Annotated in this window: 24 protein-coding genes; 5 read left to right on the top strand and 19 right to left on the bottom strand. The window is 63.9% G+C overall.

The window, feature by feature from the left end:
* Positions 1-185: 185 nt before the first annotated feature.
* Together ABJ196_RS02150 and ABJ196_RS02145 are read right to left on the bottom strand one after the other, a co-directional pair.
* The gene (locus ABJ196_RS02150; RefSeq protein WP_347305013.1) at positions 186-1,964 is read right to left on the bottom strand and encodes an acetyl/propionyl/methylcrotonyl-CoA carboxylase subunit alpha; all 1,779 of its coding nucleotides are present in this window, start codon (positions 1,962-1,964) and stop codon (positions 186-188) included.
* Positions 1,965-2,138: 174 nt separating this feature from the next.
* Positions 2,139-2,996: a sulfurtransferase gene (locus ABJ196_RS02145; protein WP_347305012.1), complete on the bottom strand. Its 858-nt coding sequence runs from the start codon at positions 2,994-2,996 to the stop codon at positions 2,139-2,141.
* A gap of 303 nt (positions 2,997-3,299) precedes the next feature.
* On the opposite strand from ABJ196_RS02145, the gene ABJ196_RS02140 reads away from it, so the two are divergent.
* The 3 genes from ABJ196_RS02140 (at position 3,300) to ABJ196_RS02130 (ending at position 4,792) form a co-directional block, all read left to right on the top strand.
* Positions 3,300-4,361 carry a Cj0069 family protein gene (locus ABJ196_RS02140; protein WP_347305011.1) on the top strand — a complete coding sequence of 354 codons (1,062 nt, stop codon included), beginning with the start codon at positions 3,300-3,302 and terminating at the stop codon, positions 4,359-4,361.
* Positions 4,362-4,451: 90 nt separating this feature from the next.
* On the top strand, positions 4,452-4,598 hold the full coding sequence (locus ABJ196_RS02135) for a hypothetical protein (protein ID WP_347305010.1): 147 nt from the start codon (positions 4,452-4,454) through the stop codon (positions 4,596-4,598).
* Positions 4,595-4,792 (top strand): hypothetical protein, encoded by a 198-nt coding sequence (locus ABJ196_RS02130; RefSeq protein ID WP_347305009.1) that lies wholly within the window; start codon positions 4,595-4,597, stop codon positions 4,790-4,792. Before ABJ196_RS02135 ends, ABJ196_RS02130 begins: the two co-directional genes overlap by 4 nt.
* Positions 4,793-4,907: 115 nt before the next feature.
* Here ABJ196_RS02130 and ABJ196_RS02125 read toward each other — a convergent pair whose 3' ends face one another.
* From ABJ196_RS02125 to ABJ196_RS02060, 14 genes are all read right to left on the bottom strand, one after another.
* Entirely contained in the window at positions 4,908-5,327 is a 420-nt protein-coding gene (locus ABJ196_RS02125) for a DUF3151 domain-containing protein (protein WP_347305008.1), read from the bottom strand.
* Positions 5,328-5,364: 37 nt separating this feature from the next.
* A complete protein-coding gene (locus ABJ196_RS02120) occupies positions 5,365-5,967 on the bottom strand; it encodes a nucleoside triphosphate pyrophosphatase (protein ID WP_347305007.1) in 603 nt (200 codons plus the stop codon).
* Between the two features lie 3 nt (positions 5,968-5,970).
* A complete protein-coding gene (locus ABJ196_RS02115; RefSeq protein WP_066485115.1) occupies positions 5,971-6,165 on the bottom strand; it encodes an acyl-CoA carboxylase subunit epsilon in 195 nt (64 codons plus the stop codon).
* Positions 6,166-6,186: 21 nt separating this feature from the next.
* Positions 6,187-7,533 carry a carboxyl transferase domain-containing protein gene (locus ABJ196_RS02110; RefSeq protein ID WP_347305006.1) on the bottom strand — a complete coding sequence of 449 codons (1,347 nt, stop codon included), beginning with the start codon at positions 7,531-7,533 and terminating at the stop codon, positions 6,187-6,189.
* A gap of 97 nt (positions 7,534-7,630) precedes the next feature.
* On the bottom strand, positions 7,631-9,241 hold the full coding sequence (locus tag ABJ196_RS02105; RefSeq protein ID WP_347305005.1) for an acyl-CoA carboxylase subunit beta: 1,611 nt from the start codon (positions 9,239-9,241) through the stop codon (positions 7,631-7,633).
* Between the two features lie 225 nt (positions 9,242-9,466).
* Positions 9,467-9,718, bottom strand: coding sequence for a hypothetical protein (locus ABJ196_RS02100; protein ID WP_347305004.1), 252 nt, complete (start codon positions 9,716-9,718; stop codon positions 9,467-9,469).
* A gap of 270 nt (positions 9,719-9,988) precedes the next feature.
* Positions 9,989-10,291, bottom strand: a complete 303-nt coding sequence (locus ABJ196_RS02095) for a hypothetical protein (protein WP_347305003.1) — start codon at positions 10,289-10,291, stop codon at positions 9,989-9,991.
* Between the two features lie 25 nt (positions 10,292-10,316).
* Positions 10,317-11,609 (bottom strand): inorganic phosphate transporter, encoded by a 1,293-nt coding sequence (locus ABJ196_RS02090; RefSeq protein ID WP_347305002.1) that lies wholly within the window; start codon positions 11,607-11,609, stop codon positions 10,317-10,319.
* A 480-nt stretch (positions 11,610-12,089) separates the two neighbouring features.
* Positions 12,090-13,607, bottom strand: coding sequence for a maltose alpha-D-glucosyltransferase (gene treS / locus ABJ196_RS02085; RefSeq protein WP_347305001.1), 1,518 nt, complete (start codon positions 13,605-13,607; stop codon positions 12,090-12,092).
* A complete protein-coding gene (locus tag ABJ196_RS02080; protein ID WP_066485149.1) occupies positions 13,604-13,789 on the bottom strand; it encodes a hypothetical protein in 186 nt (61 codons plus the stop codon). Before ABJ196_RS02080 ends, treS begins: the two co-directional genes overlap by 4 nt.
* Positions 13,789-14,343 carry a hypothetical protein gene (locus tag ABJ196_RS02075; RefSeq protein ID WP_347305000.1) on the bottom strand — a complete coding sequence of 185 codons (555 nt, stop codon included), beginning with the start codon at positions 14,341-14,343 and terminating at the stop codon, positions 13,789-13,791. The genes ABJ196_RS02080 and ABJ196_RS02075 overlap by 1 nt, the downstream gene beginning before the upstream one ends.
* The gene (locus ABJ196_RS02070; protein WP_347304999.1) at positions 14,344-15,183 is read right to left on the bottom strand and encodes a carbohydrate ABC transporter permease; all 840 of its coding nucleotides are present in this window, start codon (positions 15,181-15,183) and stop codon (positions 14,344-14,346) included.
* Positions 15,180-16,202 carry a sugar ABC transporter permease gene (locus tag ABJ196_RS02065; protein WP_258531126.1) on the bottom strand — a complete coding sequence of 341 codons (1,023 nt, stop codon included), beginning with the start codon at positions 16,200-16,202 and terminating at the stop codon, positions 15,180-15,182. The genes ABJ196_RS02070 and ABJ196_RS02065 overlap by 4 nt, the downstream gene beginning before the upstream one ends.
* A 198-nt stretch (positions 16,203-16,400) precedes the next feature.
* Positions 16,401-17,645: an ABC transporter substrate-binding protein gene (locus tag ABJ196_RS02060; RefSeq protein ID WP_347304998.1), complete on the bottom strand. Its 1,245-nt coding sequence runs from the start codon at positions 17,643-17,645 to the stop codon at positions 16,401-16,403.
* Between the two features lie 273 nt (positions 17,646-17,918).
* Here ABJ196_RS02060 and ABJ196_RS02055 point away from each other — a divergent pair, with 273 nt between their 5' ends.
* Both ABJ196_RS02055 and ABJ196_RS02050 read left to right on the top strand, forming a co-directional pair.
* Positions 17,919-18,938, top strand: a complete 1,020-nt coding sequence (locus ABJ196_RS02055) for a biotin--[acetyl-CoA-carboxylase] ligase (protein WP_347304997.1) — start codon at positions 17,919-17,921, stop codon at positions 18,936-18,938.
* 95 nt (positions 18,939-19,033) lie between these two features.
* Positions 19,034-20,161: a hypothetical protein gene (locus ABJ196_RS02050; RefSeq protein WP_347304996.1), complete on the top strand. Its 1,128-nt coding sequence runs from the start codon at positions 19,034-19,036 to the stop codon at positions 20,159-20,161.
* Positions 20,162-20,231: 70 nt separating this feature from the next.
* On the opposite strand, the gene ABJ196_RS02045 is transcribed toward ABJ196_RS02050, so the two are convergent.
* The 3 genes from ABJ196_RS02045 to ABJ196_RS02035 are packed head-to-tail and all read right to left on the bottom strand — an operon-like array spanning position 20,232 to position 23,345.
* Entirely contained in the window at positions 20,232-22,004 is a 1,773-nt protein-coding gene (locus ABJ196_RS02045; RefSeq protein WP_347304995.1) for a carbohydrate-binding domain-containing protein, read from the bottom strand.
* Positions 22,004-22,747 (bottom strand): polyphosphate polymerase domain-containing protein, encoded by a 744-nt coding sequence (locus ABJ196_RS02040; RefSeq protein ID WP_347304994.1) that lies wholly within the window; start codon positions 22,745-22,747, stop codon positions 22,004-22,006. Before ABJ196_RS02040 ends, ABJ196_RS02045 begins: the two co-directional genes overlap by 1 nt.
* Positions 22,737-23,345: a DUF4956 domain-containing protein gene (locus tag ABJ196_RS02035; protein ID WP_347304993.1), complete on the bottom strand. Its 609-nt coding sequence runs from the start codon at positions 23,343-23,345 to the stop codon at positions 22,737-22,739. The genes ABJ196_RS02040 and ABJ196_RS02035 overlap by 11 nt, the downstream gene beginning before the upstream one ends.
* Between the last annotated feature and the right edge of the window lie 135 nt (positions 23,346-23,480).

The raw sequence follows: 23,480 nt of genomic DNA, 5'->3' as shown, positions 1-23,480 counted from the left end.
AGATCCGCTGTGCATGAGTTCGCTGGCATAAGTCCATCGGTTACCAGGCCGGAGAGCGACAGAATTGTGTTGCCTGGTGGAGTGCGTTGCATCGCGAATATGCCTAAGCCCGCAGCACGGTGTGAACCATGCGGCGGGCTTGGGTGAGGGGGCATCGGCAAGCGATGCCGCTAGGGTGGGATGTCCTACTTGATGTCGAGGATGGGCTCGCCCTTGTTGATCTGGGTGCCGGTCTCGACCTTGAGGTCCTTTACGGTGCCAGACTTGTGGGCCTTGACGGGGTTTTCCATCTTCATGGCCTCGAGGACTACGACGACGTCGCCCTCATTGACCTCGGCGCCTTCTTCGACGTTGACCTTGATGACGGTGCCCTGCATGGGCGCTGCCACGGTATCGCCGGAGACGGCTGCCTTGGCGCCGCCACCGCGACGCTTCTTCGTCTTCTTACGTCCGCCGGTGTTGCCGAAGAAGAGATTGCCCGGCAGGGCCACCTCGACGCGGCGACCGCCGATTTCGACGACGAACTTCTGGCCGGGTTCGTTGTCTTCCGCCGACGCGCCAGCGTCGGCGTCCGGATCGGTGTACGGCGGCAGGCCGTTGACCCACTCTTCCTCGATCCACTTGGTGTAGACGCCGAAGGAGCCGTTTTCTGCGGTAAACGCGGGGTCCTCGACGATGGCGCGGTCGAAGGGGATGACGGTGGGCAGGCCGGTGACGGTGTACTCGGCCAGGGCACGACGGGCGCGCTGCAGGGCCTGCTCGCGGTCTTCGCCCCAGACGATGAGCTTGGCGAGCATGGAGTCGAAGTTGCCGCCCACGACGGAGCCAGCTTTGACGCCGGAGTCGACGCGCACGCCGGGACCGGCGGGCTCGGAGTACTGGACGATGGTGCCCGGTGCTGGGATGAAGCCCGCGGCGGCGTCCTCGCCGTTGATGCGGAACTCGAAGGCGTGGCCGCGCGGGGTGGGATCCTCGGTGATCTCCAGCGGCTGGCCCTCGGCGATGCGGAACTGCTGGCGCACGAGGTCATAGCCGGTGGTCTCCTCGGTGACCGGGTGCTCGACTTGGAGGCGGGTATTGACCTCAAGGAAGGAGATGAGGCCGTCGGAGCCGACGAGGTACTCGACGGTGCCGGCGCCGTAGTAGCCAGCCTCGCGGCAGATGCGCTTGGCGGACTCATGGATGGTGGCGCGCTGCTCATCAGTGAGGAACGGGGCAGGGGCCTCCTCGACGAGCTTTTGGAAGCGGCGCTGCAGGGAGCAGTCGCGGGTACCCATGACGACGACGTTGCCGTGCTGGTCGGCGAGGACCTGGGCCTCGACGTGGCGGGCCTTGTCGAGGTAGCGCTCGACGAAGCACTCGCCGCGGCCGAAGGCGGCGGTGGCCTCGCGGGTAGCGGACTCGAAGAGCTCGGCGACCTCGTCGCGCTCGTAGGCGACCTTCATGCCGCGTCCGCCGCCGCCGAAGGCGGCCTTGATGGCGATGGGCAGGCCGTGCTGGTCGGCGAAGGCCTCGACCTCGGCGGCATCCTTAACCGGGTCCGGGGTGCCTGGAGCCATGGGGGCATCGGCACGCTCCGCGATGTGGCGGGCCGTCACCTTGTCGCCGAGATCGGCGATGGACTGCGGGGAGGGGCCAATCCAGATGAGGCCGGCGTCGAGGACGGCCTGGGCGAACTCGGCGTTCTCGGAGAGGAAGCCGTAGCCCGGGTGGATGGCGTTGGCGCCGGACTTCGCGGCGGCGTCGAGGATCTTGGCAATGTCGAGGTACGACTCGGCAGAGGTCTGACCGCCCAAGGCGAAGGCCTCGTCGGCGAGCGCGACGAACGGGGCGTCCGCGTCCGGCTCGGCGTAGACGGCGACAGAGGCAATTCCAGCGTCACGTGCGGCACGGATGACGCGCACGGCGATCTCACCGCGGTTGGCGATGAGCACCTTGGTGATCTTCTTGGTTTCAACAGTCACGGCTTATTTAAAACCTTCCTAGTTTGTTTGTGCTCGGACTATTATCGCACACAAAAACATGAGCGATCCGTCAGGTTTCTAGAAATTTGATCGACAAAGCCCTTACCTGCACTTTTGTCGCGGTTAAAAACGGTGCGGCGTGTCGGTAAGGGCTCGTTCGGTGGTGTGAAGGGTTTAGCGCTCGATGGGCATGCGGACCATGTTGCCCCACTCGGCCCAGGAACCGTCATAATTGCGGACCTTCTCAAATCCCAAGAGGAATTTGAGGACGAACCACGTGTGGGCTGCCTGGCTGCCGAGGTGCGAGTAGAGGATGGTGTCCTTCTTTGGATTGAGGTCCGCGTAGGCTTCGTCGAGCGAGGCGCGGGAGCGGAAGATGCCGTTGGCGTGCACGGCGAGCGACCACGGCAGGTTGATGGCGCCCGGGATGTGGCCGTGGCGGATGGTCGTGCCGTAGGCAGAATCGCCCTTGGGGGAGAACTCCGTGGCGATGCCTTGGTATTCCTCGGTGGGGCGGGTGTCGACGAGGGAAGCGTCGCCCAATTCGGCGACGAAGGCGCGGTGGTCCGCGTCGTCGCGCTCGGTGACGGGGTACTCGGACTCCGGGTGCTCTGGGACGGCGTAGGAGGTATCGCGTTCCTCGTTCATCCAGGCGTCACGGCCGCCGTCGAGGAGGCGGACGTCCGGGTGGCCGTAGAGTTCGAAGACCCACAGGGCGTAGGCGGCCCACCAGTTGTTCTTGTCGCCGTAGACGACGATGGTGTCGTCGCGGTGAATGCCCTTCGAGCGCATGAGCGCCGCGAAATCCTCGGGGCCTATGATGTCGCGGGTGAGCTTGTCCAGCAGATCTGTCTGGAAGTTGATGCGCGTGGCCGTCGGGATATGGCCGATGTCGTAGAGCAGATTGTCTTCATCGACCTCGATGACGCGCAGGCCGGGGATGCCCAAGCGGGCGGACAGCCACGGCGCGGAAACCATGCGTGAAGGAACGGCGTAGTCCTGGAACGACGGATTCGGGTCGGTCTCGATCATGGTCCTGGTGACCTTTCTGTTGATTCAGGGCGGGCTGGGGGCGAATTCCCTAGCGTAGTCTTTAGCCCTTTTACAATACCGCGATACCCAACAAGGGGTAATATAATGTGGTCTCGGATACACGTGGGGGACTGGTTATAACAACAGTGCAGGTGGGGCGCATGGGTCATGCGTAGGTGGGGTTAATCACGGTTTCTTTAGCGCGCAGAAATGCGCGTACTCAGGTAATTTTTAGGCGAGGGCCGGAGGAATTCTCTTTACGTGCCCACAACAATTTTTCCCAGTGACGAAAGGTAAATTGCTGTGCACAAGGCAATCGTGGTTTTTGAGGTTGAAGGCGGCTCCGACAAGGGACCGGACGGCCACCGCAAGGACACCATGCCCATCGTGGAGGCCATCAAGGCTAACGGATGGGACTCGGAGGTTATCTACTACCACCCGGACAACGCGGACGAGATCTTCGAGCGCGTCTCCCAGAACTTTGACGCCTACATCTCGCGCGTCAACCCCGGCAACATCCCCGGCGGCGAGAAGGGCTACTTCGAGCTGCTCACCAAGCTGGCGGATGCCGGCCTCGTGGGCATGTCTACCCCGGCCGACATGATGGCCTACGGTGCCAAGGACGCGCTGGTTAAGCTCAACGACACCCCGCTCGTGCCGGAAGACACTGCGGCCTACTATGAGGTCTCCGACTTCCACGAGACCTTCCCCACTTCCCTGTCTTTCGGTGAGCGTGTGCTCAAGCAGAACCGCGGCTCCACAGGTGAGGGCATCTGGCGCGTTCGCCTCGCTGACGCAGATCTGGCTGCCTCCGTCGAGCCGGGCACCGCGCTGCCGCTCGACACGACCCTCAAGTGCACTGAGGCTGTGGACAACAAGACGCACGACTACACGCTGGGCGAGTTCATGGACTTCTGCGACCAGTACATCATCGGCGACAACGGCATGCTCGTCGACATGCGCTTCATGCCGCGCATCGTCGAAGGCGAAATCCGCATCCTCCTCGTGGGCAACGAGCCGGTCTTCATCGTCCATAAGAAGCCGGCTGAGGGCGGCGACAACTTCTCCGCGACGCTCTTCTCTGGCGCGAAGTACACCTACGATAAGCCGGAAGCCTGGCCGGAGCTGCTCGCCATGTTTGAGCGCGCCCGCCCCGTCATCGCCGAGAAGCTCGGCGAGACCGGCCACGTCCCGCTCATCTGGACCGCGGACTTCATGCTCGCCGACGACGAGAACGGCGAGGACACCTACGTCCTCGGCGAGATCAACTGCTCCTGCGTGGGCTTCACCTCGGAGCTCGACATGGGCATCCAGGAGAAGGTTGCTGCAGAAGCCATCTCCCGCGTCGAGGCGGCCAACGCGTAGCGCACGTGCCGTCACGGTCAACGCGAGAACCTAGCAATCTGGCGATGACCCGCACCTCCCGTATGATCGGGAGGTGCTTTTTAAATCGTCGTGGCAGTCATCATGCTGCTCGTGGTGAGCGTCGTCGTCGCTATCGTCACGCCGGTCCCGGAGCTCGACCTCGAGCCCGACCTCATCCTCGAGGTCATCCTCCCGCCGCTGCTCTACGCCGCGGCGTTGCGGCCGGCGCCGTCATGAGCCCTTCCGATGCCGTCGCCACCTCCATCGTGGAGAAGGCCGGCGTCAACCGCCGCGTCATCTCCATCCTCGATGGCGAGGGATTCATCAACGACGTCGGCTCTGGTCACCCTGCGCACGGCGCTGCTCGCCGTGAGGGTGCCGTCATCGTCTGGTCCGGCATGCGTGGTGCCGTGAGGCTCGCCGCGGCGTAGACCATCCCCGTGGGCACGTGGCCTCCGCGAGGAAGTCGTCGAGGTGGTTTCCGCACTGCTCGAGGTATCCGTCAAGCCACACAGGGGACCCTTTCTGTCGCGCGTGGAGCGCGCCTTAGTCGAGCAGCTGCGCCACGCAGTCCGGGTCCGCGTCGGAGAGCATCTGGCGCAGACGGTCGTACTCGTCTGTCTCGCCGATGGCTTGGGCGGCGTGGGCGAGTGCGGCCCACGAGCGTAGGACGCCCTGGTTAGGCAGGTGGGCGAAGGGGACTGGGCCCCAGCCCTTCCAGCCGTTGCCGCGCAGGCGGTCGAGGCTGCGGTGGTAGCCCGTGCGCGCCAACGCGTAGGCCGTGATGTAGGCGGTGGGCAGGGCCTCGTCCTCGCGGACGCGGGCGAGCTCCTTTTCGGCGAGCAGCGCCCACACGAGCGGGGAGTTGGGGTGCTCGACGGCGCCCTGCGTAAGGTCGGTGACGTCGTGGCCGGGGTCTTCCGGCAGCAAGATGGGATCCGGGGCAAGCATGTCTTTCATTTCCATGCCCGCCACTCTACGCAGGATGCAGGGAGTCGCGTGGCTAATTGCGCGGCAGATTCCAGAATTCCGAGGCGTTGACCCCAAACTCGTAGAGCGCGCGGCGCACGACGGGCAGGGACAGGCCGATAACGGAGGAGGGGTCGCCCTCGATGGCGTCGATGAACCAGCCACCGAGCGCCTCGAGCGTGAACGCGCCCGCGCACTGGAGTGGCTCGCCCGAGGCCGCGTAGGCCGCGATGTCGGCCTCAGAGGCCTGCGCGAAGTGCACCGTTGTCGTGGAGGTCTCCACGTAGCGCTTGTCGCCGAGCAGGATGCAGTGCCCAGTGAGCAGCTGGGCGGATTTGCCCGCTTGGGCGCGCCAGCGCTCGACGGTGCGCTCCTCCGTGAGCGGCTTGCCTTGGAGCTGCCCGTCGAGGAGCAACATGGAGTCGCCGCCGATGACGACGTCGTCCGGGAACTCGGGCGCGATGGCCTCAGCCTTGGCCGCAGCGAGGGCTGCGACGACCTCGGTGGGGGCGGCATCGGCAAGCTCAGCCTCTATGGCACGCTCGTCGACGTCTGCCGGGCGTAAAACTGGCTCGACCCCGGCGCCGCGCAAGATCGCTGCGCGGGACGGGGACTGAGAAGCGAGAATGATACGCATGCTTTAGTAGTAGCGCACGTTGCGGAACGCGGACGGGTTGAACCGGTGGCCCGGCTCGGTCCACAGATCACGCGTCTGCTTCGTCTGCGCGGCCTTGGCGCGGGCGTCCGCGTCGAGCTGCGTGAGGACGGCGGTGAGAGCCGCGACCTCGTCGTCGCTGGGGTTGCCCCGCAGGACCTGGATGACGGGAGCGTTCATAGCTTCCTCCTTGGGTAGTTTCTAAAGAACGATATTGCTGTGCTTCTTGGCGGGGGTCGAGACGATCTTGCGCTCGAGGAGACGCAGGCCCTCGATGAGGTAGCCGCGGGTGGCGGCCGGCTCGATGACGGCGTCGACAAGGCCGCGCTCGGCGGCCTGGTACGGGGTGAGGAACTCCGCGGCCTCGGTCTCCTCGACGCCCAGGGTGCTGGCCAGCGTCGTGGCGTCAGCGACGGCGATCTCTGCGGTGGGCCATGCGTAGGCGAGGTCCGCGCCGAGATCCTTGGAGCCCATAACGACGTAGCCGGAGCCGTACGCGCGGTGCAGGACGACCGTCAGCTTGCCCACCGTCGCCGCGGCGTAGGCGTGGACGAGCTTGGACAGACGTGCTGGCTGCGCGGTGAGCTCCGGGGTGTCGACGAGCTCGATAATCGGCGTGTTGAACGAGTCGCACAGGCGGATGAAGCGGGCGGCTTTCTCTGCGGCGGCCTCGTCGAAGCCGCCGGCCGTCGCGATAAGGCCGACGGTGCGGCCCTCGAGCCGGGCGAATGCGGTGGAGATACCGCGCACGTCTGCCTGGAGCTCGAGGACGTCATCGAAGAGGGCGTCGACGATGTCGCTCATCTCGAAGGATCCGTTGTCCGCGATGGCCGCGTTGAGCGCTCGGTCGGACTCCGAGATATTCTCCGCGATGGAGCCTGCCTGGAGGGCGGCGTCCGTGCGCGGGGCCTCCGCCCGGTTATTGGAGGGCAGGTAGCCCAGCACGGTGCGGGCGGCGGCGATGGCCTCGTCCGCATTCGCGGCGTGAAGGTGGCCGCCCTCGCCGATCACGATGTCCGCCATGACCGGAGCGAGCGTGGCCAGCGGGGCGAGCTCGCCGACCTGGATGGCGACCTGCGGGATAAGCCCCGAGGCGCGCGTGACGCGCTCGAGGATGCGTGCCTGCATGGCGAGCGTGACGATGCCCTCCTGGGCACGAGGGGCGCCGGCCTCGACAATGGAGACCATGGGCACTCCGGTCTTGAGCGCTAGGTCGTAGAGCTTGATGATCTTTTCGCCGTAGACCTCGCCCATCGTGCCATCGAAGACCGTGGCGTCCTGCGAGTAGACGCAGACCTTGCGGCCGTTAATGGTGCCGTAGCCGGTGATGACGCCGTCCGTGTAGGGACGGTCGTGCTCGCGGCCGAAATCCTTGGAGCGGTGACGGGCGAGGGCGTCCGTTTCCACGAAGGATCCGTCGTCCATGAGGGCATCCAGCCGCGTGCGGGCCGCCGGGGTACCGGCATCTGCGCCGAGTGGCGAGCGGGACTCGGCAATCTTATTACCGAGGTCCTCAATCTTGCCTGCAGTGGTTTTCAGATCAGTCATAACGCCTTAGTTTACAAGCCGGAACCGGCAGGGGTCGCATCAGCGCTGCCAAGCGGTGCGCGCTGGTGTGGTCCTGCCGGTTGTTGCTCCGTGTGATCTACAGCGGGATATTTCCGTGCTTGCGGGCCGGGCGGGCAACGTTCTTGTCCGCGTAGAGGCGCAGGTTCTTTGCGATGGTGGAGCGGGTCTCCGACGGCAGGATGACCGCGTCGATGAGGCCGCGCTCGGCCGCCTTGTACGGGTTGAGCATGTGGTCTTCGTACTCACGCTCGAAGGACTTGGCGAGCTCGGCGACGTCGAGGCCCTTTTCGCGAGCCTGCTTGAGCTCCTTGCGGTAGATGAAGCCCACAGCGCCGGAGGCACCCATGACGGCGATCTGTGCGGTCGGCCATGCCAGGTTGACGTCGGCGCCCAGGCCCTTGGAACCCATGACACAGTACGCGCCGCCGTAAGCCTTGCGCATGGTGACGGTGATCTTCGGGACGGTGGCTTCGCCGTAGGCGTAGAGCAGCTTCGCGCCGCGACGCAGGATGCCGTTGTGCTCCTGGTCCGAGCCCGGCAGGAAGCCCGGGACATCGACGAGGAGGACGATCGGGATGTTGAAGCTGTCGCACGTGCGGATGAAGCGTGCGGCCTTCTCCGAAGAGTCGATGTCGAGGCAGCCGGCGTAAACCATGGGCTGGTTAGCAACGAAGCCGACGGTCTTGCCCTCGATGCGCCCGAAGGCGACAACGACGTTTTCGGCGCGCTCTGCCTGGATTTCTAGGTACTCGCCGTCATCCGTGAGTGCCTCGATGACGTCGCGGACGTCGTAGGGCTGGGTGGGGGAGTCCGGGATAATCTCGTCGAGAACGAGGTCGTCCGCGGTGATCTCATCGAGCTCCTCGTAGGGCTCGACGGGAGCGAGCTGGCGGTTGTTCGACGGCAGGTACGAGACCAGATCGTGGACCCAGTCGAGTGCCTCCTCGTCCGAGGAGGCCGTGTAGTGCGAGTTGCCCGCTTCCTTCATGTGGACCTTGGCGCCGCCGAGCTCTTCCTGCGTGACCTTCTCGCCGGTAACAGTCGTGATGACGTCTGGACCGGTGACGAACATCTTGGACTTCTCGTCCACCATCACGACGAAGTCGGTCAGCGCCGGCGAGTAGGCGTTGCCGCCGGCGCAGGCGCCCATGATGACAGAGATCTGCGGGACGACGCCGGAGGCCTTGATGTTCTGGTAGAAGGTCGCGGCAATCCAGTCGAGGGAGACCGCGCCGTCCTGGATGCGGGCGCCCGCGCCCTCGTAGAGGCCGATGAGCGGGCGGCCGGTGGTGACGGCGAGTTCCTGGATCTTCACCATCTTTTCGCCGTAGACCTCGCCGAGTGCGCCGCCGAAGACGGTGCCGTCCTGGCTGAAGATGCACACCTCGCGGCCGTCGATGGTGCCCCAGCCGGTGACGATGCCGTCCGTCACGGGTTTCTTGGCCCCCATGCCGAAGTCCGTCGTCCGGTGCACGGCGAGCATGTCGGTCTCTACGAACGAGCCTTCATCAAGGAGGTAGTCGAGGCGCTCGCGCGCGGTAAGGCGACCGGCGGCGTGTACCTTCTCGTGCGCCTTCTCGCCCATGGGTGCTTGGGCGGCCTCGCGGCGACGCTTGAGCTCAGCAATCTTCGCGGCCGTGGTATCTGCCGTGGTTTCGAGTTCCGTCCAATGTGAGGAAATGGTCATGTTTGGAAATCGTACTGGCACGACCGGCGGTTTTCCACACCGCCACACCGGTGATTTGGATCACGAAACTAGTTTTCGCAGCTCAAACGTGAGGAAGTACTCAAAAATTATTTTGGAGTGGTCTGGTGGCGTGGTGCGGGTTGGGTGGTGGGCCCGCTGGGCGCATATAAAAAGCGACCCCGCGGACCTTGGAAAGGTTGTGCGGGGTCGCTGAGGGTGGGGCGTTTATGCAGCCCAGTCAAAGCTGGACAGGAAGCCTTCCGTCACTGCGAGCTCTTCGGTGCGGGGAGCGCGGCCAGTGACAGACTCGAATGCGGAAATAGTCTCAGTCGGGGTGGCCGGGACTAGGTCGTGCGCGAGCAGGTGCTCGGCGACGCGGGCGGCGGTTGGGCTCTCCTGAATGAGATCAAGGCCAGTGACTGTGGAGCCACCGAAGGCTGAGGATAACGTGTCCAGCAGGGTGGTGATCGTATTCATTGTCGAACCTCCTTTGTAGATCGTCGGGTGTAGATCATCGGGAATGTGTGCATCCCCTTCTAGGGGAAGAACGTCCGAGCGGTATCGCTCGGACGGCACTTAGTTGGTATGTACCCACTATACATGCAGACCTATGTTCAGCCAAAGTTTTCATTAACGTTATGTTTACCTGCTGTTCACTTCGTGGGGACTGTGCGTGGGGGGAGGTGGTGAAAAACGGCGAAACGCCGCATGCACATAAATATGCACGCGGCGTGTCGTTGAAGAGGGCTAGTGAGAGCCTCCGAGGTTGCCGAAGAGCTCCCAGCCGAAGTAATGCTCCAGCGTGCCCTTGGAGATCCACAGGATGGCCACGACGATGACGGCGGCGAGGAACGCGTAGACGGTCCAGCCGAGTACCTTCATCTGCGTGGAGGCCTCGGTGTCACCGACGATGACACCCTGGTCGTTGCGGATAGGGTCGCCGGTCATGCAGCGCATGCCCAGGGCGAAGAGGAGGGGAATGCCGGCGCCGAAGATGAGCGCGAGCCCGGCGACGCGGAGGATGGCGATGGCGATAGATGCGGCAGTCATGAGTGGGTTACCTTCTTAACAGTGCTTACCGGTTGTCAGCCTGCGGAGCGTGGGAGGCCGGGTCGTTGATGGTGGAGGCTGCGGCTGCGGTGGTCACAGCGCCTTCGTTGGCGACGGCAGCGGGGGCCTTGGGCTCCAGGGAGGAGTCGACGGACTCGGCGTTCGGGTCCCACTCGTCGTTGACGTTGCTGGCGTCAACCGGGTTCATGCGGGCACGGATGACCATGATGGCCGCCATGGCGATGAGGATGATGAAGTCGACGATGACGCCCACGGTGGTGGTCGTAGCCGCGGAGATGCCCGTTGCGACCCACCAGGAAGCGAAGCCGACGGCGGCGGCGCACGGGATGGTAATCAGCCAGGCGGATACCATGCGCATCGCAACGCCCCAGCGGACCTCGGCGCCCTTCTTGCCGATGCCGGTACCCATGATGGAACCGGTGGACACGTGCGTCGTGGACAGCGCCATACCGCCAGCGGCGGAGGTGAGGATGATGGCGGCGGAGGTGGCCTCAGCGGCCATGCCCTGCGGGGACTCAATCTCAACGAGGCCCTTGCCTAGGGTGCGGATGACGCGCCAGCCGCCGGAGAGGGTGCCGGCCGCGATGGTCACAGCACAGGCAACGATGACCCAGGTCGGGATGCGCTGGTCGGAGACGGCCTCGCCAGCAGCGACGAGTGCGAGGAAAATAACGCCCATGGTCTTCTGTGCGTCACCGGCGCCGTGTGCGAGTGAGACGAGGCAGGCGGTGACAATCTGGCCGTGGCGGAAGTGCTCGTTCTTCGTCTTGTCCGGGATGGTGTTGGTGACCCAGTAGACGAGGGCCGTTGCGGTGGCGGACACGAGGGCTGCGATCACCGGCGAGGCGAGGGCCGGGACAATGATCTTGCCCAGGATGGACGACCATGCGACGCCGCCAGAGCCCATGGCGGCGAAGGCCGCGCCGATGAGGCCGCCGAACAGAGCGTGCGAGGAGGAGGACGGCAGGCCGAGGAGCCAGGTGAACAGGTTCCAGAAGATGCCGCCGATGAGGCCGGTGAAGACGACGATGAGAAGGTTCTCGCCGTCCGTGGCACTCGAGAGGTCGTAGGAGTCAAGGTTGACGATGCCCTTGGCGACCGTCGCCGCGACATTGACGGACAGGAATGCGCCCACGAGGTTGAGAGCGGCGGAGATGGCAACTGCCGTGAACGGCTTGAGGGCACCGGTGGCAATCGAGGTTGCCATAGCGTTGGCCGTATCGTGGAAACCGTTGGTGAAGTCAAAAGCCAACGCGGTGATGACCACGATGGCGAGAATGAGCAGAGTCGCTGTCACGGCGGAGTTCTCTTTCTTGCACGGCGGGATGGCTCTGTTGCGGCTTCCCGGTTCGATGCAGGTGTGAAGCGCAGGAAATACGCGAAGAGTATGTACAGCTTGAAGCTTAGACCGCTGGCATGTCTGCAGTTAAAAGTTGGTTTGACCTGCAGTAGTGGTTCTAATGTGTGCTCATTTGACCCTAGGGGAACAGGTGTTAAATCGCAGCACAACTGGAGTTAACCTCTAGTTCATTTAAGCCTGAGGGAAGCGTCACATAGTTCCGTCTTGGTGATAAAGTAGACTCGTTTTTCACCGCTCACAAGCCCCAAAACGGCCGTTCGAGGCGTTCTACGTGACCGTGAGCCACGGTGATAGTCTCCGAACACGCGCAGACATGGCATCACATATTCATGCCAGCATGGCGCGCTAGCAGTCGCGAAGAATAGCCGACGGATGAGGGGTGCGCCAATCGAGGACGAGGATGTGACGGCTGGGCGCCTATACGGCTCCGTCCCCAATTTCTTCGATCGGCACCCACGCGTAGCCATAGGGACCCAATTCCACCGGGCCCAAGTCGACGTCCGCGTCGGTGAAGTTGTGGAGACAGAGCAGATCGCCGCGCTGGAAGCCGAACACGCCTTCGACGCCAGTCTCGACCGCTTCATAGGGCGCCGTGCCGAGTTCGGGGTGCGCCTTGCGCTGGGCGATGAGCCCTCGGACGGTCATGAGCACGGAGGCATCGTCAAGCTGTTGCTCCGCGACGGAAGTACCCTCGCCGCCGACGATGGGCCACACAGGCTCGCCGGTGGAAAAGCCGGCGCCGGGGCCTGGTTCCCACTGCATGGGCGTGCGGACGGCATAGCGATCCGGAAGGGAGACGTCGTCGCCCATTCCGATCTCGTCCCCGTAGTAGATAAAGGGCGCACCCGGCAGCGTCATAAGCAGGGAGAAGAGGAGCTCAATCTTGCGGCGATCGCCTTCCATGAGCGGGGCGAGACGGCGTGCGATGCCCACGTTCGCCTTGGCGCGCGGGTCCTTGGCATAGGCGTCGTACATCCGGGTGCGCGCGGCGGGGCTGGCCATCTCGAGGGTGAGCTCGTCGTGATTGCGCAGGAGCGTGCCCCACTGGCAGCCAGCCGGCAGGGGCGGCAGTTCGTCGAGGATGTCGTAGAGGGGCTCGGCGCTGCCGGTGGCGACGGCCTCGAAGATCTTGGGCATCACCGGGAAATTGAAGACCATGTGGACGCGGTTGCCGCTGCCGAAGTACTCCATAGTTTCGCGCGGCGGCTGGTTGGCCTCGGCGATCATCATGGCCTCGGGATACTCCGCATCGACCATCGCGCGCAGTCGCTCGAGAAACGCGAAAGTCTCGGGCAGGGACTCGCCGCCTTGGCCGTCGCGCTCGAAGAGATAGGGGATGGCGTCGAGGCGGAAGCCGTCGAGTCCCTTGTCCATCCAAAATCGCACGATGTCGAAGACCTCGGTCTGCACCGCCGGGCAGTCGTAGTTGAGATCCGGCTGATGCGAGTAGAAGCGGTGGAAGTAATACTGCCCGCGTTCCTCGTCCCACGCCCAGTTGGAGATTTCGTGGTCGGTGAAGATAATGCGGATCTCCGGGTAGCGCGTGGGATCGTCGCCCCACACGTAGTAGTCCCCGTAGGGGCCGGTGGGATCGCGGCGGGACTCCTGGAACCAGTAATGCTGGTCAGAGGTGTGGTTGAGTGCCAAGTCCGTGATGACGCGGATGCCGCGCGCGTGCGCCTGCTCTAGGAGCTCCTCGAAATCGGCCATCGTGCCGTAGCGCGGGTTAATGGAACGGTAGTCCGCGATGTCGTAGCCGTCGTCGCGCATGGGCGAGTCGAACATGGGCGGCAGCCAGAGGCAATCCACGCCCAGCCATTCCAGGTAGTCGAGCTTGTCCGTCACTCCGCGCAGATCGCCCATGCCGTCCCCGTTCGAGTCGTTGAAGGCGTGGAGTAGGGCTTGGTAGAAAATGGCGTTGTGGAACCAGCTCATTGAAGATCCTTTCGCTTGGCCCGCCACAGCGCCCACTCGAGCGCCACGAGGACTCCGGCTAAGAGGCCGGGCCACAGGGCAGGGGAGGGTTGGAAGAGATTGAGGATGGCCTGCAGAAGGGCCAGGGCCGCGAAGAAGCCGACGAAGCCCAGCGCCGAGTCCCACAGAAGCGCGCGGCGCATTAGCGCACCGTCACGCTAAAGATCGTGCCGTCAGAGAGCCGTACCTCGGTGGTGCCTGCGGTGAGTCCGCCGACGCCGGCGTTGAACTGGGTGCCGTCTTGCTCGTAGGCCGGGCTGAAGACGGCAACGGCAGGATCAGCGATCGTCGCGTCGAGACCCTCTGCGCCCGTAATGACGAGGTATTCCCCGGAGGCCAGCTCGATGTCCTTGCCCTTCAGCTCCGCAGGGCTGAGGATCTGCGGGGCCGGGGCGCCCTCGGCGGTGGCCTCTGCGCCCTGCGGATTCGTCAACGGTGCCGCGGGGGCTGGGCTTTCCGATGCCCCCTCATTTCCACCGTCGGCCGGGGCCGAGGCCTCGGCGGGGACTGATGCCGCAGCGGGGGCACCGGTAGGCGGGGCCATACTCGTTGGGGACGCGGCGCTGGTGTGTACGCTCGGCGCGGGGGAAGCGGGCGCCGACGTCTCCACGGATTCCTCGCCGCTGCTGCACGCAGTCACGACGAGTGCAGCGGCGACGAAGGTGCCGACGGCAAGCGCTGTGTGACTCGTTCTCATCTAGGCTTTCACTCCTCCGGCGGTAAGCCCCGCCACGATACGGTGCTGGAAAACTAACACCATAATAATGAGTGGCACTGTCACGAGTGCGCCCGCGGCCATCGTCGCCGCGTAAGGGTACTCGAAGGCCGAGGGGCCGCTGAAGCGCGCGATGGCGACGGTCACCGGCTCCGTGTCCGTGGTGGACAGTTGCTTGGCGAGCATGAACTCGTTCCACGTCGTGATAAACGCGATAATCGCGGTGGTAAAGAGTGCCGGTGCGGCGAGCGGCAGGAGGACGAGGCGGAAGGCCTGGCCCTTTGTCGCACCGTCGACGCGGGCGGCCTCCTCGAGCTCCCACGGCAGCTGCCGGAAGAAGCTGAGCAGCGTGTAGACCGTGAGCGGCAAGGCAAAAGAGATGTTCGGGATGATCATCGCCTGGTAGGTGCCGATCCACGTGAGATCGCCGAAGAGCTGGAAGAGCGGCGTGACGAGCGCGATGCCTGGGAACATGGAGGCCGCGAGGATGATACCCGTGACGAAGCCCTTGCCGGGGAAGTCGAGGCGTGCGAGGGCGTAGGCCGTAAACACGCCCACCGCCACGGCGACGGCGGTCGTCGCGAGCGAAATAAGCAGGGAGTTGCCGATGGCGCCCAAGAAGTCATTGCCCTTGTCCGTGGCGAGCGCGTCCTTGAAGTTGTCGAGCGTGACGTGTGTGGGCCACGGAGTGGTGTCGAACGTGTGGGCGCGGTCGCGCAAGGCCGTGACGACCATCCAGTAGAAGGGCGCAAGGCCCCAGAACATGATGAAGAGGATGCCGGCGTAGTGGCCGACGGTGCTCCACGGTTTGTTGCCGGTCATGCTGCTACCTCCTGGTTGTCCTGAGCTTTCTTCGCCGCTTTTTCTTGGCGGCGTTGCGCGCGCTTTTCCGCTGTGCCGCCCACGTCAGCGCCGAGGAAGCGGATGAGAATGAAGGCGACGGCGAAGATGAGCAGGAAGATGAGCGTGGACAGTGCCGAGGCCGAATTGAAGTTGCCCTGGCGCATATCCTCGACCACGAGCTGCGACACCGTTGCGGTGGGCGAGTTCGAAGAGCTGGAAATCATGATGACGGGCAGGTCGTACATGCGCAGCGCGTCGAGCGTACGGAAGAGGATGGCCACCATGAGCGCCGGTTTCACCAGCGGCAGCGTGATCTTGGTGAAGCGCTGCCACGCGGTGGCGCCGTCGACGCGGGCCGCTTCGTAGACGTCCCTGGGGATCATCTGCAGGCCGGCGAGGATGAGCAGCGCCATAAACGGCGCAGTCTTCCACACGTCCGCGATGATGACGGCCAAGCGCGCGTAGAAGGGGTCCGTGGTCCACGCGACGTGCGTGCCCAACAGCGAGTTGACGATGCCCTGCGGCGCGAACATGAACTGCCAGAGCTTCGCCGTCACGGCCGTAGGAATAGCCCACGGCACGAGCACGGCCGCACGCACGAGGCCACGGCCCTTGTACTCGCCGTTCATGATGAGTGCCATCACCATGCCGAGGATGGTCTCGAGCAGCACCGTGACGACGGCGAAGAAGATCGTGATGCGCACGGCGGGCCAGAAGTCCGTAGCGATAACCCCCGGCGGGCAGGCGCTCACCACTCCCGTGCCGGACATGCATCGGTTGTTGATCCAGTAGAGGTAGTTCTCGAGACCCGCAAACTGTCCTTCGACGAAGACGCCGGTGGAGGGATCAAGTCGCCGGTTGCCCTGGAAGGAGAGCATGATGGCGCGCACGATGGGGTAGCCGATGACGATGGCCAGCACGATAAGTGCCGGCGCAATGAGCCCGGCGGCCTGGCCGTAGGTCTTGCGTTTTAAGGCTTGGGGCGTGGAAATTGCCACAGCGGTGGGCCTTTCTAGCTTGTGTGATGATGACGCGCTCCGTACGCCGGGGCGATGCGGCATCCTTGTGACGCTTCATCCTATCGCGTGAAAGTGTGACTTCAGCGAATTGCGGACCGTAGGGACGAGGAAAGCGTGTGGAAAACGCGAACGCCGCCCCCACGACGGGGGCGGCAAGGCGTCTGCGAGGACGGTGAATTAGCCCTGCTGCGCCTGCTCGATGGCGGCCTTCATGTCGGCGGTGGCGTCGTCGACGGAGGCACCGGAGGTCAGGGCTGCGTAAGCGTTATCCTGCACGGCCTTAGAGATGGCGGTGTAGAACGGGGAGACCGGACGCGGTGCGGCGTTCTCGAGGGACTCCTTGAGTGCCGGCAGGTACGGGAACTGCTTGATCAGTTCCTCATCGTCGTAGATGGACGCGAGGACCGGCGGGAAGGAAGCCTCAGCGAAGGACTTCTGGTTGTCCTCGTTGACGATGAACTTCATGAAGTCCAGTGCAGTCTGCTTGTGCTCGGAGTTGATATTGATGCCGTTGTTGTAGCCACCCAACGTGGACACGCCCACGCCGTCCTTGCCCACGAGCGGGGAGACCTCAACCTGGACGCCTGCGTCGACGGCGTTGGTGTACATGTACGGCCAGTTGATGGCGAAGGCGGTCTTACCCTCGGTGAATGCGAGGTTGGTCTCCTCCTCCGTGGCGGCGGTGGAGTCCTTGGAGATGACGCCATCCTCGTAGGCGTCGACCATGGCCTGGAGACCTTCCTTGGACTCGGTGGAGTCGACGTTGACGGAGCCGTCGTCCTTGAGGACGCTGCCGCCCCAGCCTTCCATGAAGCCGGCTGTATTGACGGTGAGGCCCTCGTACTGCTTGAGCTGCGTGGTCAGGCAGTTGGTGCCTTCTTTGAGTGCCTCACATGCGGACGTGAAGTCGTCGAACTTGTTGACCTCGGTCGGGGCGAGCTCCGCGTTGCGGAAGAGCAGCTGGCCATTGGTGTTTTGCGGCAGTGCGTAGAGCGTGTCGTTGTACGTCGCAGACTCAACGGTGGCCGGCAGCAGGTCTGCGGTGTCGACCTCGAGGTCGCCCGTAAGCGGTGCCAGCCACTGGTTAGCGGCAAAGTCTGCAGTCCACACGACGTCGAGTGCCATGACGTCATAATCGGAGTTGCCAGCCTGCAAGGACTGAACGAGGGTCTCACGCTGTGCGTCGGCCTCACCAGCAAGCTCGGCGAGGGTGACTTCCTCGTCCGGGTGCTCCTTGTTCCACGCTTCGATGATGGGTTGGATCTTGTCAGTATCGTTCTTGCCCATCGCGAAGGTGATGGGGCCGCGGCCGCCTTCGCCCGTGCCCTCTTGTGCTGCTTGGGAGCTGTCATCGGACGAGTTCGAGCAGCCCGTGAGCACCAGAGCGAGTGCCGCAGTGGTCGCGAGGATAGTTTTCTTCATGGAGATTTCACCTTTCAGAAACAACAGTTGTCTCAAAGGTAAAACACCCACAGCGCCCGTGGCCGCTTTTTGTGGTTTTCCGGGCTCAATGGGGGTAACGCGCATACCCCTCATGCGCGAGGGTGGGGAGCGCCTGAACCGGCTGCGTAGGGCGGCGGGTCGACACTCGAAGGAGGGCCGTCGTGACCAGCGCCCGCGACCAGAGATTCGCCCCAGCGATTCGCCGGTGGCTTGTTCGGTCCGCATGGACTGACGCGGGTAACGTGAAGGGCTATGAGCACTTATGACTTGGAGCGCATTCGCACCGAACTCGCTGAAGACTATGCCGTTATCGACTACGTCGAGGAAACCGGTTCGACGAATACCGATCTGATGCAGGCCACCGACGTCACTGATGGCACTGTTCGCCTCACCGATCTGCAGACCGCCGGAAAGGGCCGCCTGGGCCGCGTGTGGACCGCGCCGAAGGGCTCGCAGGTGACCTTCTCTGTTCTTCTGCTTCCTGAGTCCCTCGATCATCTGGGCACCTTGCCTCTCGCCGCCGGTTTGGCCGTCACCGACGCGATCCCCGGCACGGTTCTCAAGTGGCCCAACGACGTGCTGCTCGATGGCAAGAAGCTCTGCGGCATCCTCGCCGAAGCCGGTCCCGTGGGCAAGGCCTTCAAGTCGGGCACATTCAAGTCCGGTGGAATGAACAAGGCAGAGATTAATAAGGCTGAGGTCAATAAGGCAGAGATTAATAAGGCCGAGGTCGTCCCGAAGACGGAAGCCTCCAAGCTCGAGGTGTCCAAGGCCGAGGTCGCGCCGAAGACTGAAGTCAATAAGGCAGAGCTCAACAAGGCTGAGGTCAATAAGGCCGAAATCACCAAGGCTGAGGTCAATAAGGCTGAAATCAATAAGGCTGAGGTGGCGCCGAAGACGCAGGGCGGCAAGGCGCCGTCCGCACGCGTCGTGCTCGGCATGGGCATTAACGTCTCCATCGCGGAAGAGGAGCTGCCGGTTCCCACGGCTACCTCGCTCGTGCTCGCCGGCCGTGAGGATGACCGCACCGGGGTGGCTATCGCAATCCTCAAGGCGCTGCGCCACCGTATCGAGCAGTGGGAGAACCAGGATCCGCAGCTCATGGATGACTACCGCAAGGTCTGCTCGTCGATTGGACTCAATGTGCGCCTCGAAGCCCCGACCGGGGATGTCACCGGCATCGTGGAAGGCGTTGCGGAGGACGGCCGTATCAACGTGGGCGGCGAATACTACTCGGCCGGTGACGTCATTCACCTGCGCCCGACCGACTAATTTCGAGTCTGCGTCTTCTACGAGGGGATAGGATAAGAGAGTCTTTCTCTTCCTATCCCCTCATTCGCGCGCACTGCGCGGAAAGGTGTCTCGCCATGGCTCGACGTTCTCTTTTATCCTTCCGTTGTTCCTCGCGCATGCTGTCGGCTGCAGCGCTGATAGCCGTAGCTTTCACCGTCGGGGCGTGCAGCGCGGGCGGTTCTTCTGAGCCGCGCACGAGCACCATCACGGTGCGGCCGTCGGAACAGCCCGGCGAGAGCGCTCCTTCGGCGTCCGCCGTCGACCCCAGCGAGGGCGTGGCACAGGACGCGCAGCCAGCGCCGTCGGGTGAAGGTTCTCTCGCCGAGGCGTACGGGCGCATCCTTGATAATCCACGCTCGGTGAACTTCAACTACGACTACAGCCTGCGGACTTCACGAGCTAGCGGTAGCTACCAGTATGCGCTCGCTGACATCACGGGGGACAACTCGCCGGAGCTGCTCCTGTGCGATTGCAACTACGACGTCAGCCCCGTCGTTGTCATCAACGGTGCGGCCAATCCGGCGAATCCGGTGGTCTCCGAAGACGTCCTCATCAGGGGTGCTGCCGGCGCGGGCGGTGGACGCTATGGCCTCTCGGTAGGTAACGGTGGGATTTATCAAATCGAATGGCACTCGCTGCGTCCGGAATCCTATGCGACGAAGATCGGCATGCAGGGTTCCCAGCTTGTGAAAACTGCCGAGCAAGTCGAGATCCAGAATCCGAACGAGTTGGGGGTCACTGCCGCGAATTTCGTCGACGTATCGGACCGTTCGGTACTGAGCAACGCGGGGCTTGGAGCGGCATCGGCAGGCCCGGCCCAGACAGCAGCGAATACTGCTACTGCGCAGGAAAGCCAGCCTCAAGGTGAGAACGTGCTCAGTGGCACCATTAAGCAGATGACGGCGCGGGAAGTCATGAAGGGGCAGCCGACGCCGAATGGTGAGTCCCCGGACTTGACGCTCTGGGTGTTGGTTCTCGATAGCCCGCAGTCGTTGACGGGCAGGTCGGTCGGTGACCGAGGAGCCATAAAGACACGCCCCAACCAAGAGATGGTGAGCTTAGACAACCACGGCGAGTGGTCTGGATATAAGGATCAACACGTGAACCTCACATACGACCCCACGCAGTCGTGGTGGCCCAGCGACGCCAGCCTGCCGTTGGGCAAGCTGCGTGCCTACCCCGTCGATGTGTCGGTGGGGTAGCACGCCTGAAACGCAGCATCCCCGCCACACTCACGATAGAGCGGTGCGGGGATGAATTCGTGAGGGGACGTTAAGCCTGCGACGACAGGCCATTGCTCGATGCGGTGCTGTCATCGGGTCGCTGACCCATGCCGCCAGCGGGGTCACCGCCCATGCCGCCCTCAGCGGCTTCGCCCGCAGTCACTGCGGTGTCGGTGCCGTTGACGGAGACGGTGTAGCTCTCGCCGTTGGTGATGCCAGTGGCGGAGTACACGACGTTGCCGAAGTCCTTCGTCGTGGTGAAGGTGGCGACCTCGTTGCCGCTGGCGTCGGTGATGGTGACGGCGTCACCCGCGGAGCCGGAGGCGCTGGCGGAAATCCAGCCCTGGCCGTCGGTGCTGCTGGGAGCCTCAGCCATGCCGGAGGAGCCGACGGCGAGGAGTGTGCCGCCAGTGACTGTGAGGCTGCCCGCGGTATCGAGCGCACCGTTGCCGCCGTCGGTCGGGCCCCACACCGTCACGGTGCCGCCAGACATAGTGAGGTCGCCGTTGGAATCGAGGCCGTCGCCGCCCGCGTTGACGGTGACGGTGCCGCCGGTGATGGTGAGCTGTTCGCCGGTGGACTCCATTCCACCTTCCATGCCAGCGCCCATGCCACCTTCACCAGGTTGGCCCATCTGGCCGGGCTGGCCGGGCTGCGCTTGGTCCTTGGTGCCGGTGTTAGTGGTGGTGTCGGTGTCAGTGTCAGTGTCAGTGTCGGCGGATTCGTTATCTGCGGATTTTTCTGCGGCGGCGATGGCCTTGGCGCCAGCTTCGGCGGTGGTGGAGCCAGAGGCGTTGATGCCGTCATCGTTCGAAGTCAGGTTGAGGTCACCGGCGGAGATGGTGATAAGCCCGCCTTCGAGGGCTTCCTCAGAGTTGGTGACGGTAAGGTTCGCGCCATCGAGAACGGCCGCGACTTCGGCGTGGACGCCGTCATCGACCGCGCCGATGGTGAAGATGCCGCCGGTAAGACGCAGGCCGCCATCAGAATGCAGGCCGTCGTCCTCGGAGTCGATGGTGACGTTGCCGCCGTCGGAAAGGATGTACGTGCCGGCGTTGATGCCCTTGTCCGCGGAGGTGATTTCGGTCGTGCCGCCGTCGAGGATGACGTCGGTGGCCGCGGAGATGGCGTCATCGCCCGCGGTGAGGTGAAGAGTGCCGTCCTGGATGCGGACCCAGCCCTTCGTTTCGTCATCCTCCTTGCTCGACTTCACGGCGTCACCCTGGGCATTGACCGTGATGTCGCCACCCTTGATGGTGACGGAGTCGGTGCCCTTCAGTCCATCATCGCCAGCGGTGACGTTGAGCGTGCCGGAAAGAACCACGAGGTCATCCTTGGACACGATGCTGTCCTCGTCCGCGGTGGTGGTGAGACTTCCCTCGCCGGAGATGGTGAGGTCAGCCTCGGAGTAGATGGCGCCGGAGGTGTTGGAGCCCTCCACGTAGATGGCGACATCGTCGGCGGAATTGACGGTTATGGAGCCGACCTTAGCGTTATCGAGCACGAGCACGACCTGCGCGTCCTCCGGGGCGTTGACGGTGATATCGCCCGCGGCGCCGGTAATCCGGTAGAAGCCGGCCTCGGTGATCTCGGTGATTGCGGTGCCGGTGAGGTCCTGGGCATCATCCATGGACCACTCGTCGTCCTTGGTCACTGTGTTGTCGGAGTTCTCGTCGGCGGCCTCGGAAGCTGACGGCGGGTGGGCGGTGTCATAGGAGGAGGACTCGGCCGTGGGAGTGATCTCGGCGGCCTGCGGGGAGCACGCGGCGAGCATAATCGCTGCGGTGGCGGTCGCGATGGAAGCGAGGAGGGGCTTCTTCATTACAGAGTGTCCTTAAAGTAGTTGTTGATGACGCGGTTCCATTTATTCGAGGGCAGTTCCGGGTGCATGGCGGCCATGCCGGTGCCGAACTTGGAGACACGGGTGGGGCGGTGGCCAAGGCCCCACAGAATCTTGTCGAGCGGGGAGGGGCGGGCGCCGGACTTTGTTTCGATGAAAACGACGTCGCAGTTGCCTAGGTGCTGGTTGGAGCGCTCTGAGCGCCACGTCAGTGTCGTGTCGATGGTGGCGCGGCCGACACCGCTGGGCCGAAGCGTTGCGCGCAGATAGGTGTTGTGGACGCTGGGGCTGAGTTGGCCCACGAGCTGGGGGTTGAGCTCCTCATCAAGGAAATCCAGCGCCTCGGGGGCGAGCCTGCCGCTGTGGGCGTACGCGGGCGCGATGGGCACGCGGTGCTTGACCGTGACCCCGCGCGGACCGCGGGTCTTCACCTCGCAGAATCCCAGGTTGGAGTCGACGTAGGTGCGCTGGCGCACCTTAAACCGGTGGCGGCGCGTCTGCGCAGTCATGCGGTAGGAGAGCAGGTCCGGGGTGTCGAAGTAGGTGGTGACGTAACGCTGTTGGCGCTTGCCATTGATCTCCAGCACGCGGGTATCGGCGGGGACCTCGTCGAGGAATGCGCGCAGCTCGTCGGTGTGGAGGAGGTACTTGCGGTCGACGCGGGTCATCATGCGGGCCTCGGTGTTCATGTCGTCGAGGGTGATGGAGTCGAATCTACTGAACATGAGCCAACTCCGAGTGCGCGGATTCGGCGTGCTTCGCCGTGGTGTCCTTGCGGCGCTCGAGCGGGCTGCGGCGGCCACGGACCTGCACCCACGTCGTGTCGTTGACGATGTCGACGCGGTGCGTGGTCACGCCGAGGATGTGGGCATCGAGCATGTCTTCCAGCTCATCTTTGAGCTGATCTTGGTCCGTGAGCGCGTGGTCGAGGGTCATCTCCTGGACGAAGTAGCCGCCGAAGATGAGCTGGGAGTCGACGATGACGAGGGCGAGGACGATGAGGATGATGGCGCCGATGGCGATGGGGTTGACCTCAACCGACAAGCCGGCGATGAGCCCTGTAGCGAGCGCTGCAAAGAAATACGCGACCTCGGTCTGGGAAATCTCGGAGGAGCGCAGTCGGATGATGGACAGGACACCGAAGAGACCCAGGCCCACGCCGGCGGAGACTTCCATGTCGGCGAGCATGAGGGAGACGCCCAACACGCCGATGAAAGCGACAACCAGATCGGCGCGCTGGTGGCGGGGCAGGTAGACGGCAAAGACGAGGAGGACGATGGCGATGATGTCGACGCCCATCATGATTGCGGTATCGGTGCTCATTGGAAGCAGACCTTTCTAACTCGGTGTTGCTCTTTACTATGCGGCGCTGAGATGTGAGAGGACACTTTTGGTTCCTTCCACCTGCCTGTGGAATTGCCGCAGAGTTGCTCAGGAGATTCGCTGAATGGCTCCTGT

Source organism: Corynebacterium sp. SA-MJD20WY100, from assembly GCF_039822565.1.
Taxonomy (GTDB): domain Bacteria; phylum Actinomycetota; class Actinomycetes; order Mycobacteriales; family Mycobacteriaceae; genus Corynebacterium; species Corynebacterium phoceense_A.
This window is presented reverse-complemented; position numbering and strand designations above follow the sequence as displayed.